We start from the raw sequence: 13,419 nt of genomic DNA, 5'->3' as shown, positions 1-13,419 counted from the left end.
AGTCGCAGACGTGTCGTACACAGGCCCCGACTTCGATGTCCCGCAGCCCGAGCGCCCCGGCCGCCTCCGTCGGGGGCTGCTGACCGTCGCCCTCGCGGCACTGGTGCCCGGCGCGCTGCTGGGCTGGCTGGTGTACGAGGCGGTGGGCGACCCGGGCGACGGCTCGGACACGGCGGGCCCGCCGTCGGCGACCGGTTCCCCCTCGACGTCCGAGGAGCCGGTCCTGCCCTCCTACCCCGGTCAGGACGGCAAGGGGGCCGGCCCTTCCCCCGCGCGGACGCCCTCCGCCTCCGCGCCCGTCGCCTCCGGCCCGCTCAAGGGCAAGGTCGTCGTCATCGACCCGGGCCACAACACGGGCAACTTCCGGCACACGGCGGAGATCAACCGCACGGTGGACATCGGCACCAACCGCAAGGAGTGCGACACCACCGGCACGTCCACCAACGCCGGTTACACCGAGGCCCGGTTCACGATGGACGTGGCCCACCGGCTGCGCGCGCTGCTCGAGGCGCAGGGCGCCACGGTGAAACTGACCCACGACGGCGACTCACCGGCCTGGGGCCCGTGCGTCGACGAGCGCGCCCGGATCGGCAACGACGCGCACGCGGACGCCGCCGTGTCGATCCACGCCGACGGCGCGGCGACCGGCGACCGCGGCTTCCACGTCATCCTCCCGGCGGCCGTGCACGCCGGCTCCGCCGACACCCGCCCGATCGTCTCCGCCTCCCGCGATCTGGGCGAGCGCATCGCGGGCGACTTCGTGCGGGTCACGGGCGAGGCACCGTCCAACTACATCGGCGGCGGCACCGGTCTCGTCACGCGGAAGGACCTGGGCGGTCTCAATCTGTCAACGGTTCCGAAGGTCTTCATCGAGTGCGGCAACATGCGCGATAGCAAGGACGCGGCAGCGCTCACCAGCGGTAACTGGCGGCAGAAGGCGGCAGAGGGGATCTCTGAGGGAATCGTGAGTTTCCTGCGCGGGTCATGATCAGGGCACTCATCCCGGCGGACATCGCGGCCGTACGGACGATAGTGTCATCCGTAGATGAGGGGCCACCCCCGCGCTTCGCACCGCGGCCTGACGGCGAGACGGTGACAGCGACGCCTCCACCGACGACGAGACGACGACCTACGAAGGACCTGACGTGAATATCCGCTCCCTCACTCGGGGCGACGGCGTGGTGATCGGAGCAGCGGTGTTGCTGTTCATCGCGTCGTTCCTCCACTCCTACTCGAGCTACCTCACCAGCAACGCCTGGGACGCGCTCGGTCTGGGCCTGGGCGTCTACATGGGCGGAGTGATCGGCGCCGCACTGATCGTCGTCAACCGGTGTCTGCCGCAGCCCCGCAAGGTGGCGGGCCTGGACCTGGGCGCGGTGGGAGTGGCGTTCACGGTCCTGGTGGCGTGGATCATGTTCTGGAACCTGGTGGACGCTCCCCAGGTCGGCGCGGGCTCCGGCCTGATCCTCGGCTTCATCGCGGCCCTCGTCCTGGCCGCCGGCGCCGTCGTCACCCCGGTGGTCCCGGCCCTCCAGGCCGCCCTGATGCCCGCGCCCAAGCCGGTCACGCCGCAGCCCTACGGCGCACAGCCGCAGGGCGGGTACGGCTACCCGGGCGCGCAGCAGCCGTACGCCGGGCAGCCGCAGCAGAACCAGTCGGTCGGCGGCGGTCAGCCGCAGCAGGCCCCGCAGGGGCAGCAGCCCGCGGCCGCCTTCTCGCCGTTCTGGTTCGCCGTGCCGGCGCCGCGTCCGCTGTTCGCGGAGGACGGGTCCCCCGCGCCGATCGCCGAACTGGCGCCGGGCGTGTGGTACCTGGCCGTGGAGCAGCGCGGTCAGGGCCTGCTGACCGAGATGCAGGACGGCCGCCGCGGTGTCCTCCAGGACGCCTCAAACATCCAGCGCGGCTGATCCGGCCCAACGGACCGGCCCAACGGCCCCCCGCCCTCCGGGCGGGGGGCCGTTGCCGTACTGCCCGCGAGGCCTCGAGCCGGCAGGCCGTCGGCGAACAGTGCGGGGACGGCTCCTAGGAGCCCCGGATCAGCTGCGAGTCGGACGGCACCTTGTCCTTGACCGGTGCGCCCGCGCTGCTCCCGGCGCCTTTCACCTTGTTGATGACGTTGTTGTAGTCCTGGACCGCCGAGCTGTCGCCCTTGCGCAGCTTGCTGGGCAGGGCCTTCAGGCCGGCGATGGCCGAGGAGAGCGGGGCGAGTGCCTTCGACAGCAGGGGGTCGCCGTGGGCGTTGCGCTCGGCGGCCTTGAGCCGGTTGTACGTGAACGCGCCCGCGAGGGCCGCCTTGGCGAGGGTGGCCTTGCGGTGTGGCGCCCCCTTCTTGAACTTGCCCTGCTTGTACGGTTTCACGATCCACTGGTAGGTGGCCCCGGCCGCGAGAGCCGCGTTCGCCACGAACCGGGTCTTGGCGAGCTTCTGCTTCTCCGCGGGCGTGGTGGGGCGGGGCGTGGCCGCCGCCACGGCGACCGTCGGACTGTGTTGCGGAGTGCTCTGGCCCACGGCCCACCCGGTGGAACCGGCGAGCAGGGCGCAGCAGAGCGTCAGCGCCAGGGCGAGGCGCCGCATCGGTACGGGCACGGTGTCCTCCCGAACATGTTGCTCCGGGTGTTGTTCAGGAGGTCCGTGTGATCCTGGGTGGCCGTGCCGAAACAGTGCACTGGAGGTACCCTCCGGGTCACTCCCCGTGCGCGGTTCGGGTTTCCGGCGGGATTCCGGGGCAGACGCAGGGCATGTCCCCTCGATATCGCACGGGTTCCAACTCCGCCGGTACGGTCATCGCGGTGGTCGCGGACGTCATGGCCGTCATCCTCGGACTGTGGATTCTGATGTACCTGCTGGACGCCAACAGGGCCAACGAGCTGGTCCGGTTCGTCCACGGCGCGGCCGACTGGCTGGCCGGCTGGTCCCGGGACCTCTTCACCTTCGACCGGCCCTGGGCCCGCGTGATCGCCGGCTACGGCCTGGCCGCCGTGGTCTACCTCTTCGTCGGCCACGCCGTCGCCAACCGGATGCACCGGCACTGACGACGGCGGGCCGGCCGGCGGGGCGGCGTCAGTCGCAGCAGTCCGTCTCGAGGCCCCGCGGCAGGCGGTCGCCCGCCGCGAAGACCGTGCAGGTGGCCTCGTGGCCGCCGAGCGCGGCCACGGCGAGGAGGAGGGAGCCGGCGGTCCACGTGGTCAGTTCGCGGGGCCACACGGCGTCGTCCTCGAAGACGTAGCCCGTCCAGTACAGGCCGCTGTCCGGGTCGCGCAGGTGCTGGATGGACTGGAGCACGGCCAGGGCGTGGTCCGACTCGCCCACCGCCCACAGGGTCAGGGCGAGTTCGGCCGACTCCCCGCCCGTCACCCACGGGTTGGGCACGACGCAGCGCACCCCGAGTCCGGGCACCACGAAGCGGTCCCAGCCCGCCGCTATGCGCGCCTTCGCCTCCGCGCCGGTCAGCGCGCCGCCCAGCACCGGGTAGTACCAGTCCATGGAGTAGCGGTCCTTGTCCAGGAACCGCTCCGGGTGCGCGCGGATCGCGTGCCGGAGCGCGCCGACCGCCAACTCCCAGTCCGGTTGCGGTTCTTCACGCTGTTCCGCGATGGCCAGCGCACAGCACAGCGCGTGGTGGACCGAGGAGCACCCGGTCAGCAGCGCGTCCGAGGTGTCCGTGCCGTCGTCCTCCCGCTTCCAGCCGATCTGCCCGCCGGGCTGCTGGAGGCGCAGCACGAACTCGATCGCCGCGTACACGACGGGCCACATGCGGTCCAGGAAGGTGTCGTCGCCCGTCGAGAGGTAGTGGTGCCAGACGCCTACGGCTGTGTAGGCGACGAAGTTGGTCTCCCGGCGGCGGTCGGTGACGTCGTCGTGCGCCCCGTCGGCGTAGGCCGCGTACCAGGAGCCGTCCTCGAGCTGGTGGCGGGCCAGCCATTCGTAGGCCCGCTCGGCGGCCTCGTGCTCACCGGCCGCGTCCAGCCCCATCGCCGCCTCGACGTGGTCCCACGGGTCGAGGTGGTGCCCGCGGAACCACGGGATCGCCCCGTCCTCCCGCTGGGCGGCGAGTATGCCGCGCACGGTCGCGGCGGCCTGCCCGGCGGTGAGGACCCCGGGCAGGACGAGGTGTTCTGTCCGGGGAGTCGTCACGTGGCGGCCGCCTCGGCGCGCCCGGCCGTGGCGGGCAGGTGCGGCTTGGTCGCGTACGCCACGAAGCTCTTGCCGATCAGCGGGTTCAGCGCCTGCTCGGCCACCCGGGTGGCCAGCGGCTTCTTCACGATGTCCCAGACCAGCAGCTTGTGGTACGCCCGCACCGGCAGCGCCTGGTCGTTGTCGACGCCGAACGCGCACTTCAGCCACCAGTACGGCGAGTGCAGCGCGTGCGCGTGGTGGGTGCCGTAGGGCTTCAGGCCCGCCTCGCGGATTCTGGCGAGGAGTTCGTCGGCCTTGTAGATGCGGATGTGGCCGCCCTCCACCTCGTGGTAGGCGTCGGACAGGGCCCAGCAGACCTTCTCGGGGCCGTAGCGCGGCACGGTGACCGCGATCCGCCCGCCCGGCCGGAGCACCCGGACCATCTCGGCGAGGACACCCTTGTCGTCGGGGATGTGCTCCATCACCTCGGAGATGATGACGACGTCGAAGGACTCGTCGGGGAAGGGGAGCGCCAGCGCGTCGCCCTCCATGGCGGTCGCGGTCGCGCCTTCCGGCGCCTCCCCGGCCTCCTTCATCGCGGCGAACCACTTGGCGACCTCGCGGATCTCCTCGCCGTCGCGGTCCAGTGCCACGACCCGGGCCCCGCGCCGGTAGCACTCGAACGCGTGCCGGCCGGCACCGCAGCCGAGGTCCAGGACGCGGTCGCCCGGGGCGAGCGGGAACCGGGAGAAGTCGACGGTCAGCACGTGGCCCTGCTTTCGCGGTTGAGGTCGGCGTCGGTCGTGGTGGGGGTGCCGGTCCCCGCGGGGCCGGCACCCGGGGTGCCCGCGCGCCGGCCGTCGCGCGCGGCCCCGACGGGAGTGCCCGCGCGGGAGCGGGCGAGGGCCTCGCGGTAACGGGCCACGGTCCCCTCCGCGGCGCGGGCCCAGGTGAAGTGCCGCAGGACCCGCTCACGTCCGGCCCGGCCCAGCCGGAAGCGCAGCTCCGGGTCCGCGAGCAGCCGGCTCAGCGCCGCGGCCAGCGCCCCGGCGTCGCCCGGCGGCACGGCCAGGCAGGTCTCGCCGTCGCGGCCCGCGACCTCGGGGACGGCGCCCCCGGTCGTGGCGACCAGCGGGGTGCCCGTGGCCATGGCCTCGGCGGCCGGCAGGGAGAAACCCTCGTACAGCGACGGCACGCACGCGGCCTCGGCCGAGCGGACCAGGCCGACCAGTTCGGCGTCCGAGATCCCCTTGACGAACTCGACGGCCCCTTCGAGGCCGTAGCGTTCGACCGCCCTCGCGACCGGGCCCTGCTCCGGCCGCTTGCCGACGACGACGAGGTGGGCGGCGGGGTGCTCGGTCCGCACCTTCGCCAGCGCCTCGACGAGGAACACCAGCCCCTTGAGCGGCACGTCCGCGCTGGAGGTGGTCACGATCCGGCCGGGTACCTGCCGCACGGCCGGGTCGGGTGAGAACAAGTCGGTGTCGGCGCCGATGTGCACGACGTGGACGCGGTCCTCGCGCACCCCGAGGTGGTCGACGATCTCCCGGCGGGAGGTGCCGGAGACGGTGAGCACGGAGGGCAGCCGGCGCGCGACGCGCTTCTGCATGCGGGTGAAGGCGTACCAGCGCCGTACGGACCAGCGCCGCTGCCATCCCTCGGCGGCGTCCAGCTCCAACTTCCGGTCCACGGTGATGGGGTGGTGGATGGTGGTGACCAGCGGCGCGCCGACGTCGCCCAGCAGCCCGTACCCCAGGGTCTGGTTGTCGTGGACGATGTCGAACTCCCCGCGCCGGGCGCGCAGATGGCGGCGGGCGCGCAGCGAGAAGGTCAGCGGCTCGGGGAAGCCGCCGGTCCACATGGTGGCGACCTCCAGCGCGTCGATCCAGTCGCGGTACTCGTCGCGCTCGGGGGTGCGGAAGGGGTCCGGCTGCCGGTAGAGGTCCAGGCTCGGCAGCTCGGTCAGGCGCAGCCGGCCGTCGTGGCCGTCGCCGGCGATGTCACCGAGGGTGTCGAGGACGGGGTAGGGCTGGGCGGCGATCACCTCGACCCGGTGGCCGAGGCGGGCCAGTTCGCGCGAGAGGTGGCGCACGTAGACGCCCTGGCCGCCGCAGAACGGGTTCCCCTTGTAGGTGAGGAGCGCTATGCCGAGCGGTCGCTCGCCGTCCGCGGCCAGGTCCGCCGGGGACCCCGCCTGACTGGGCTCAGCGGTCACTCCGGGCCCCCTTCTGACTGCACTGTCCCGCGACATTACGCCGGGACGCTAATCTAGAACAAGTTTCAGACTTGATCGTTCAGGAGGCTCCGAATCTACCGGCAGGTAGCCACGCTGTGAGCAGCGGATCGGGTGATTCGCACCACGGCCCGCACCACTGCCCGCGGTCCGGCCCCCTGCCTCACCGACTGTCACGGAACGGGACCCATGCCTGCGCGAGCCAGTACCTCCCGGCCGGCCTCACCGCCCCTCACCGAGCGGCAGGAGGCCCGCCGCCGCCGCATCCTGCGCGCGAGCGCGCAGTTGGCCGGCCGGGGCGGCTTCGACGCGGTGCAGATGCGGGAGGTCGCGGAGTCCTCGCAAGTGGCGCTGGGCACGCTGTACCGGTACTTCCCGTCCAAGGTCCACCTGCTCGTCGCCACGATGCAGGACCAACTGGAGCGCCTGCACGGCACGCTGCGCAAGAACCCGCCGGCCGGCGAGAGCGCCGCCGAGCGGGTGGCCGAGACCCTGATGCGCGCCTTCAGCGCCCTTCAGCGCGAGCCCCATCTCGCGGACGCGATGGTCCGCGCGCTGACCTTCGCCGACCGCAGCGTGAGCCCGGAGGTCGACCAGGTCTCCCGTCAGACCACCGCGATCGTCCTGGACGCCATGGGCCTGGAGGAGCCCACCACCGAGCAGCTCTCCGCGGTCCGCGTGATCGAGCACACCTGGCTCTCGGCCCTGATCACCTGGCTCTCGGGCCGCGCCTCCATCGCCCAGGTGAGGGCCGACATGGAGACGGCGTGCCGCCTGATCGACCTGACCGCACCCCCCGAGGCGCACGAATAGGACCTACGAGACGGGTTCCCTTCGCCGGTATTACCCGGATCAGGTAATGGGGGTCGCCTTCGGGTCCGACTACTACCTTCCGGCCTCTCAGCCCGACCGTCGACGTCGGCCTCAGCGGATGCCGTAGCGTCTCGCCAAAGTCGGCTACTCCGGTTGAACTCCCTCACTCGCCTCGTAGGCCATTTCCCAGAATAAATCCACCCGCATCGAATGGAACCCCCCAATCCGAAGATTTTTTCGGTTTTCTCCCGCGCCGCGCGAGACGGGCGTCGGCCGCCCCTCGGGGCCTTTCCGGTAGGCCGGTAGAGTGACCGGGTCGTCATCACACCCGTTCGGGGGGAAGCCGGTGGAAATCCGGCGCTGACCCGCAACCGTGAGCCGTCCCGCGAGGGCGGCGAGCCGGAATGCCCGGGGCGGGACGTGACCGGCTCGCATACGTCGGCAGATCCGCCGGCGCATCGCACCGTCGAGGTATACGGAGCCGAGCCGCCGGGGTGTCCCGTGCTGTCCGGCTCCCCGCAGGGAGAGGCCCCCGCCGATCATGAACTTCCGCCCCAGCGCCGCGGCCCTGGCCGCCGCCGTCGCCGTGATCGGCAGCGCGGCCCCCGCCGTCGCAGACACGTCCGCCGGCCCGTCCCCGTCGTCGCCGGCACTTCCGGCGGGGCTCTACGGCAGGACCGACCCCCAGTACGACGGCGTCTGGCGGCAGTCCCTGGCGCTGCTCGCGCAGCACACCGTGGGTGTGCGGCCCGCCGCCAAGGCCGTGGACTGGCTGACCGGACAGCAGTGCGCAGACGGTTCCTTCGCGGCCTTCCGCGCCGAGCCGGGCAAGCCCTGCGACGCCAAGGTGATGGTCGACACCAACAGCACCGCCGCCGCCGTGCAGACCCTCGCCGCGCTCGGCGGCCACGACACGGTCACCGGCAAGGCGGTGTCCTGGCTGAAGTCCGTGCAGAACGAGGACGGCGGCTGGCCGTACACGCCCGGCGGGCCCAGCGACACCAACTCGACCTCGGTCGTGATCGGCGCGCTCGCCGCCGTCGGGCAGAAGCCGGAGAGTGTCGTCAAGGACGGCAAGTCCCCCTACGACGCCCTGTTCTCCTTCGCCCTGCCGTGCTCCGGCGACGGGGCCGGCGCCTTCGCCTACCAGCCGGACAAGAAGGGCGAGCTCGCCGCCAACGCGGACGCCACGGCGGCGGCCGTCGTCGCCGCGCTCGGGCGGGGCATGGCCCCCAAGGCCGGCAAGGACGCGGGCGCCGAGGCCCGTTGCGAGGACTCGGGCAAGCCCAGCCCCGACCGGGCCGCGGCCAACGGCGCCTCGTACCTGGCGCAGGCCGTCGCCAAGGACGGTCACCTCACCTCCTCTCTCCCCGGTGCCACCGACCAGCCCGACTTCGGCAACACCGCCGACGCGGTCGTCGCCCTGGCCGTGCAGAGCGGGCCCGCGCAGGCGCGGAAGCCGCTGAAGTGGCTGGAGAAGAACTCCGAGGCGTGGGCGAAGCAGAGCGGTCCCGCCGCCTACGCCCAGCTCGTCTTCGCCGCGTACGCGGCCGACGGCGACCCGCGTGACTTCGGCGGTGTCGACCTGGTCGAGCGGCTCAACGCGACCGGGCCCGCTCCCGAGTCCGTCGGTGAGAAGGGTGTCGGGGACATCGCGAAGGACAACCCCACTTACGGAGTCTGGTGGACCGTCGGCGTCTTCCTCGTCGCGGGCGTCGGCATCGGGTTCCTGCTGAGCGGCCGGAAGAAGCAGGGGCAGCCGTGATACGCCGGCTCCGGGCGCTGTGCGCACCGCTGCTCGCCGCCGCGCTCCTGCTGGTGGCCGGTGCCGGTCAGGCGCACGCCGCCGGCTACCGGTACTGGTCCTTCTGGGACCGCGACGGCGAGAAGTGGACGTACGCCACAGAGGGCCCGTCGACCGCGCGTCCCTCCGACGGTGACGTCCAGGGCTTCCGTTTCTCGGTGAGCGAGGACTCCCAGGACGCGAGCAAACCGCGCGGGACGGCCGGCTTCGAGGCCATCTGCGCCAGGACACCGGCCCAGAGGGACAGCAAGCGGGTGGCGCTCATCCTCGACTTCGGCGTCCAGGCGGACGCCCCGTCCGGCGAGACCCCGCCGGCGCCGCGCACGGCGTGCGCCCGGGTGCCGTCCGACGCGACCACGGCCGAGGCCCTGGCGGCCGTGGCGAAACCGCTGCGGTACGACACCAACGCCCTGCTGTGCGCCATCGCCGGCTATCCGCAGAAGGGCTGCGGCGAGCAGATGACGGCGGGCAAGAGCGCGCAGCCGGCCGAGGAAGAGCCGCGCGAGGGCCCGTCGGTGGGTCTCCTCGCGGGCGGTGCCGTGGTGGTCGTGCTGGTCGCGGCGGCGGTCTGGCAGGCGCGGCGGCGCGGGGATGCGTGACGCCGTGCGGGACCGCGGGCGGGCGGGCCGCGCCGGCGGCGCACCCGCCCGCGGCTCCGCCGGTGTCCACGCGGGCGCCTGGTGGCTGTGGGCGCTGGCCCTGGGCACCGCGGCCACCCGCACCACCAATCCCCTGCTGCTCGGTCTGCTGCTGGCGGTCTCCGGCCACGTCGTGGTGAGCTGCCGCCCCAACACGCCGTCCGCCCGGTCCTACACCGCCTTCGTCAGGCTCGCCCTCGCCGTCCTCGTCATCCGCCTGGTCTTCGCCGTCGTGCTCGGCTCGCCCATTCCCGGCACGCACGTGATCGCCTCCCTGCCCGAAGTCCCCCTGCCGCACTGGGCGCAGGGCATCCGCCTGGGCGGCCGGGTCACGGCCGAGGCGGTCGTCTTCGCCCTGTACGACGGGCTGAAGCTGGCCACGCTGCTGGTCTGCGTCGGCGCCGCGAACGCCCTCGCCGCGCCCGCCCGGCTGCTGAAGTCCCTGCCCGGCGCCCTGTACGAGACCGGGGTCGCCGTCGTCGTCGCGCTCACCTTCGCCCCGCACCTGGTCGCCGACGGCCGGCGCCTGCGTGCCGCCCGCCGGCTGCGGGGCCGCCCCGACCGGGGCGTCCGCGGCCTGGTGCAGGTCGGACTGCCGGTCCTGGAGGGCGCGCTGGAGCGTTCCGTCGCCCTCGCCGCCGCGATGGACGCCCGCGGCTACGGCCGTACCGCCGAGGTCGCGCCCGCCGTCCGCCGGACCACCGCCGCGCTCACGCTCGGCGGCCTGCTGGGCGTCTGCGCCGGGACGTACGGACTGCTCACCGCCGAGGGCGGCGCCTACGGCCTGCCGGTACTGCTCGCCGGGGTCGCCGCCGCCCTGGCCGGACTGTGGCTCGGCGGGCGCCGCTCCCCGCGCACCCGCTACCGCCCGGACGCCTGGAACCTCCGCTCCTGCCTGGTCGCCGGGTCGGGCGTGCTGGTCCCGGCCCTGCTGGCGCTCGCCGCCGCCCGCGATCCCCAGGCCCTGCACCCGGGTGTGGTCCCGCTCGTCCCGCCCACTCTTCCCCTGTGGCCCGCCGCCGCCGTACTCCTCGGTCTGGCCCCCGCGTTCGCCGCACCCGCCAGTCCCGCCCCCAAGGAGCCGTCGTGATCCGCTTCGAGGATGTCTCCGTCACCTACGACGGAGCGGTGGAACCCACCGTCCGCGGCGTCGACTTCGAGGTGCCCGAAGGTGAACTCGTCCTCCTCGTCGGGCCGTCCGGCGTCGGCAAGTCCACCGTGCTGGGCGCGGTCAGCGGACTGGTGCCGCACTTCACCGGCGGCACCCTGCGCGGCCGGGTCACCGTGGCCGGCCGGGACACCCGCACCCACAAGCCGCGCGAACTCGCCGACGTCGTCGGCACCGTCGGCCAGGATCCGCTGTCGCACTTCGTCACGGACACCGTGGAGGACGAACTCGCCTACGGCATGGAGTCGCTGGGCCTGGCCCCGGACGTGATGCGGCGGCGCGTGGAGGAGACCCTGGACCTGCTGGGCCTGGCCGACCTGCGCGACCGCCCCATCGCCACCCTCTCCGGCGGCCAGCGGCAGCGGGTCGCGATCGGCTCGGTCCTCACCCCGCACCCGAAGGTGCTCGTCCTGGACGAGCCGACCTCGGCGCTCGACCCGGCCGCCGCCGAGGAGGTCCTCGCCGTCCTCCAGCGGCTCGTGCACGACCTGGGCACGACGGTCCTCATGGCCGAGCACCGCCTGGAACGGGTCGTCCAGTACGCCGACCAGGTCGTCCTGCTGCCCGCCACGGGCGCCGCCCCGCTGCTGGGGCCCCCGGCGGACGTCATGGCGGTCTCCCCCGTGTATCCGCCGGTGGTGGACCTGGGCCGGCTGGCGGGCTGGTCCCCGCTGCCGCTGACCGTGCGGGACGCCCGCCGCCGGGCCGCGGATCTGCGGCAGCGGCTGGACGGACGGGAGCCCGTGCGCTCCGGGACTGCACCGGCCACGGCACTCCCGGTCCCCGCGCCCCGTTCGGCGCCCCGGTGGCGGCTGCGCCGCGGCCCCGCCCCCGAGCCCGTCGCGGCGAGCGCGCCCGTGGCCGAGGTCCGCTCCCTGAGTGTCCGGCGCGCCGGCGTCCAGGCCCTGCGGAACGTCGACCTGTCCGTCGCCCGCGGCGAGACCGTCGCCCTCATGGGCCGCAACGGCGCCGGGAAGTCCACGCTGCTCGGCTCGCTCGTCGGGCTGGTCCAGCCGTCCGCCGGGCGGGTCCGGGCGGGCGGCGCGGTCCCGCACCGCACGACGCCCCGCGAACTTGTGCGCCGGGTCGGGCTCGTCCCGCAGGAGCCGCGCGACCTGCTGTACGCCGACACGGTCGCCGCCGAGTGCGCGGCCGCCGACCAGGACGCGCAGGCCGCGCCCGGCACCTGCCGGGCCCTGGTCCGCGAGCTGCTGCCCGGCGTCGGCGACGACACCCACCCCCGCGACCTGTCGGAGGGCCAGCGACTGGCACTCGCGCTCGCCGTCGTGCTCACCGCCCGCCCGCCCCTGCTGCTACTCGACGAGCCGACCCGCGGTCTCGACTACGGCGCGAAGACCCGGCTGGTCGCCCTGCTGCGCGCGCTCGCCGCCGAGGGACACGCCATCGTGCTCGCCACGCACGACGTCGAGCTGGCCGCCGAACTGGCCCACCGGGTCGTGCTGCTCGCCGAGGGCGAGGTGATCGCCGACGGTCCGATGGCCGAGGTGGTGGTGTCCTCCCCCTCCTTCGCCCCGCAGGTCACCAAGATCCTGGCCCCGCAGCGGTGGCTCACCGCCGCCCAGGTCCGCGAGGCGCTGGCATGACGGCCCGTCCCCGAGTGCGGGCCGTCCGCCTCGGCCCCCGGTCCCTCGCCGCGCTCGCCCTGGTCAGCGCGGTCGGTGTGGCCGCGTTCGGCTGGCCGTTCCTCGCACCGCCCGCCTCACGGCTCAGCGCGCACGCGCAGGACGCGCCCTGGCTGTTCGCGGGCCTGCTCGTCCTGCTCGTCGCCGTCGTCACCGCGACGATCTCCGAGTCCGGCCTCGGCCCGAAGGCCGTCGCCATGCTCGGTGTGCTGGCCGCGACGGGGGCCGCGCTGCGCCCGATCGGGGCCGGGACGGCCGGCATCGAGCCCATGTTCTTCCTGATGGTGCTGAGCGGGCGCGTGCTCGGGCCGGGCTTCGGGTTCGTGCTCGGCTCGGTGACGATGTTCGCCTCCGCGCTGCTCACCGGCGGGGTGGGGCCGTGGATGCCGTTCCAGATGCTGGCCATGGGCTGGTTCACCATGGGCGCGGGCCTGCTGCCGGGCCCCGACCGGCTGCGCGGACGCACGGAACTGCTGCTGCTCGCGCTCTACGGCTTCCTGGCCGCCTTCGCCTACGGCACCGTCATGAACCTCGCGGGCTGGCCCTTCATGGGCACCCTCGCCTCCTCCATCGCCTTCGACCCGCACGCGGGCATCCCGGCCAACCTGGCCCGGTTCGTGGCGTACTGCCTGGCCACCTCGCTCGGCTGGGACCTGGGCCGGGCCGCCGTCACCGTCGTACTGACCCTCGTCCTCGGCCCCGCGGTCCTCAGGGCGCTGCGCCGGGCCACCCGCCGGGCCGCCTTCGAGGCCCCGGTCACTTTCGAGGCCCCGGTCACCGCACCGCCGCCGTGACCGGTGGGTGAGACCGCGTACGCCGATCGTGACGCACCCGGTGAGGCCGCCCACATGAGCCGGGTCACCTACGAGGCACGGACGTGGACCGCCATGAGACCCCGGTTCGAGCCACCTCGCGGCACTCGTGGATGCGGCGGCCCCCGGCCCCTGGGCCGCCGCATCCACCGCGTCCGGCTGCAGCGGACCCGCGGTTGGTGCTTTCCTGGC

General features: G+C 73.8%; 13 protein-coding genes and 2 riboswitches. Of the genes, 9 read left to right on the top strand and 4 right to left on the bottom strand.

Features of this window, described 5'->3' with window-relative positions:
- Positions 1 to 10 precede the first annotated feature (10 nt).
- Together ACFY4A_RS01695 and ACFY4A_RS01690 are read left to right on the top strand one after the other, a co-directional pair.
- The gene (locus tag ACFY4A_RS01695) at positions 11 to 988 is read left to right on the top strand and encodes an N-acetylmuramoyl-L-alanine amidase (protein WP_390827411.1); all 978 of its coding nucleotides are present in this window, start codon (positions 11 to 13) and stop codon (positions 986 to 988) included.
- 157 nt (positions 989 to 1,145) lie between these two features.
- Positions 1,146 to 1,907, top strand: a complete 762-nt coding sequence (locus ACFY4A_RS01690; protein ID WP_390827410.1) for a hypothetical protein — start codon at positions 1,146 to 1,148, stop codon at positions 1,905 to 1,907.
- 115 nt (positions 1,908 to 2,022) lie between these two features.
- Here the strand turns inward: ACFY4A_RS01690 and ACFY4A_RS01685 are convergent, their stop codons facing one another.
- The gene (locus ACFY4A_RS01685; protein WP_390827409.1) at positions 2,023 to 2,586 is read right to left on the bottom strand and encodes a hypothetical protein; all 564 of its coding nucleotides are present in this window, start codon (positions 2,584 to 2,586) and stop codon (positions 2,023 to 2,025) included.
- A gap of 152 nt (positions 2,587 to 2,738) precedes the next feature.
- On the opposite strand from ACFY4A_RS01685, the gene ACFY4A_RS01680 reads away from it, so the two are divergent.
- Positions 2,739 to 3,032, top strand: coding sequence for a hypothetical protein (locus ACFY4A_RS01680; RefSeq protein WP_361409023.1), 294 nt, complete (start codon positions 2,739 to 2,741; stop codon positions 3,030 to 3,032).
- A 28-nt stretch (positions 3,033 to 3,060) separates the two neighbouring features.
- On the opposite strand, the gene ACFY4A_RS01675 is transcribed toward ACFY4A_RS01680, so the two are convergent.
- From ACFY4A_RS01675 to ACFY4A_RS01665, 3 genes are read right to left on the bottom strand one after another with little or no spacing between them, the layout of a single operon-like run.
- The gene (locus ACFY4A_RS01675) at positions 3,061 to 4,134 is read right to left on the bottom strand and encodes a prenyltransferase/squalene oxidase repeat-containing protein (protein WP_390827408.1); all 1,074 of its coding nucleotides are present in this window, start codon (positions 4,132 to 4,134) and stop codon (positions 3,061 to 3,063) included.
- Positions 4,131 to 4,883 (bottom strand): class I SAM-dependent methyltransferase, encoded by a 753-nt coding sequence (locus ACFY4A_RS01670; protein WP_390827407.1) that lies wholly within the window; start codon positions 4,881 to 4,883, stop codon positions 4,131 to 4,133. The genes ACFY4A_RS01675 and ACFY4A_RS01670 overlap by 4 nt, the downstream gene beginning before the upstream one ends.
- Complete coding sequence (locus ACFY4A_RS01665; protein WP_390827406.1) at positions 4,877 to 6,331, bottom strand: glycosyltransferase family 4 protein; 1,455 nt, start codon at positions 6,329 to 6,331, stop codon at positions 4,877 to 4,879. The genes ACFY4A_RS01670 and ACFY4A_RS01665 overlap by 7 nt, the downstream gene beginning before the upstream one ends.
- Before the next feature lie 207 nt (positions 6,332 to 6,538).
- Here ACFY4A_RS01665 and ACFY4A_RS01660 point away from each other — a divergent pair, with 207 nt between their 5' ends.
- The 6 genes from ACFY4A_RS01660 (at position 6,539) to ACFY4A_RS01635 (ending at position 13,209) form a co-directional block, all read left to right on the top strand.
- A complete protein-coding gene (locus ACFY4A_RS01660; RefSeq protein WP_390827405.1) occupies positions 6,539 to 7,162 on the top strand; it encodes a TetR family transcriptional regulator in 624 nt (207 codons plus the stop codon).
- A riboswitch (TPP riboswitch) is annotated at positions 7,162 to 7,337 on the bottom strand. Its footprint overlaps the gene before it by 1 nt.
- A gap of 161 nt (positions 7,338 to 7,498) precedes the next feature.
- Positions 7,499 to 7,572, top strand: a riboswitch (cobalamin riboswitch).
- Between the two features lie 131 nt (positions 7,573 to 7,703).
- On the top strand, positions 7,704 to 8,927 hold the full coding sequence (locus tag ACFY4A_RS01655) for a prenyltransferase/squalene oxidase repeat-containing protein (RefSeq protein WP_390827404.1): 1,224 nt from the start codon (positions 7,704 to 7,706) through the stop codon (positions 8,925 to 8,927).
- Positions 8,924 to 9,565, top strand: coding sequence for an SCO2322 family protein (locus ACFY4A_RS01650; protein WP_390827403.1), 642 nt, complete (start codon positions 8,924 to 8,926; stop codon positions 9,563 to 9,565). The genes ACFY4A_RS01655 and ACFY4A_RS01650 overlap by 4 nt, the downstream gene beginning before the upstream one ends.
- Positions 9,558 to 10,694: a CbiQ family ECF transporter T component gene (locus tag ACFY4A_RS01645; protein ID WP_390827402.1), complete on the top strand. Its 1,137-nt coding sequence runs from the start codon at positions 9,558 to 9,560 to the stop codon at positions 10,692 to 10,694. Before ACFY4A_RS01650 ends, ACFY4A_RS01645 begins: the two co-directional genes overlap by 8 nt.
- Positions 10,691 to 12,376 carry an ABC transporter ATP-binding protein gene (locus ACFY4A_RS01640; protein WP_390827401.1) on the top strand — a complete coding sequence of 562 codons (1,686 nt, stop codon included), beginning with the start codon at positions 10,691 to 10,693 and terminating at the stop codon, positions 12,374 to 12,376. Before ACFY4A_RS01645 ends, ACFY4A_RS01640 begins: the two co-directional genes overlap by 4 nt.
- On the top strand, positions 12,373 to 13,209 hold the full coding sequence (locus tag ACFY4A_RS01635) for an ECF transporter S component (protein WP_390827400.1): 837 nt from the start codon (positions 12,373 to 12,375) through the stop codon (positions 13,207 to 13,209). Before ACFY4A_RS01640 ends, ACFY4A_RS01635 begins: the two co-directional genes overlap by 4 nt.
- Positions 13,210 to 13,419 lie beyond the last annotated feature (210 nt).

The sequence above is a fragment of the Streptomyces sp. NPDC001292 genome, from assembly GCF_042896465.1.
Classification (GTDB): Bacteria; Actinomycetota; Actinomycetes; order Streptomycetales; family Streptomycetaceae; genus Streptomyces.
The sequence above is the reverse complement of the archived record's forward strand: the minus strand, read 5'-3'. Positions and strand labels throughout refer to the sequence as shown.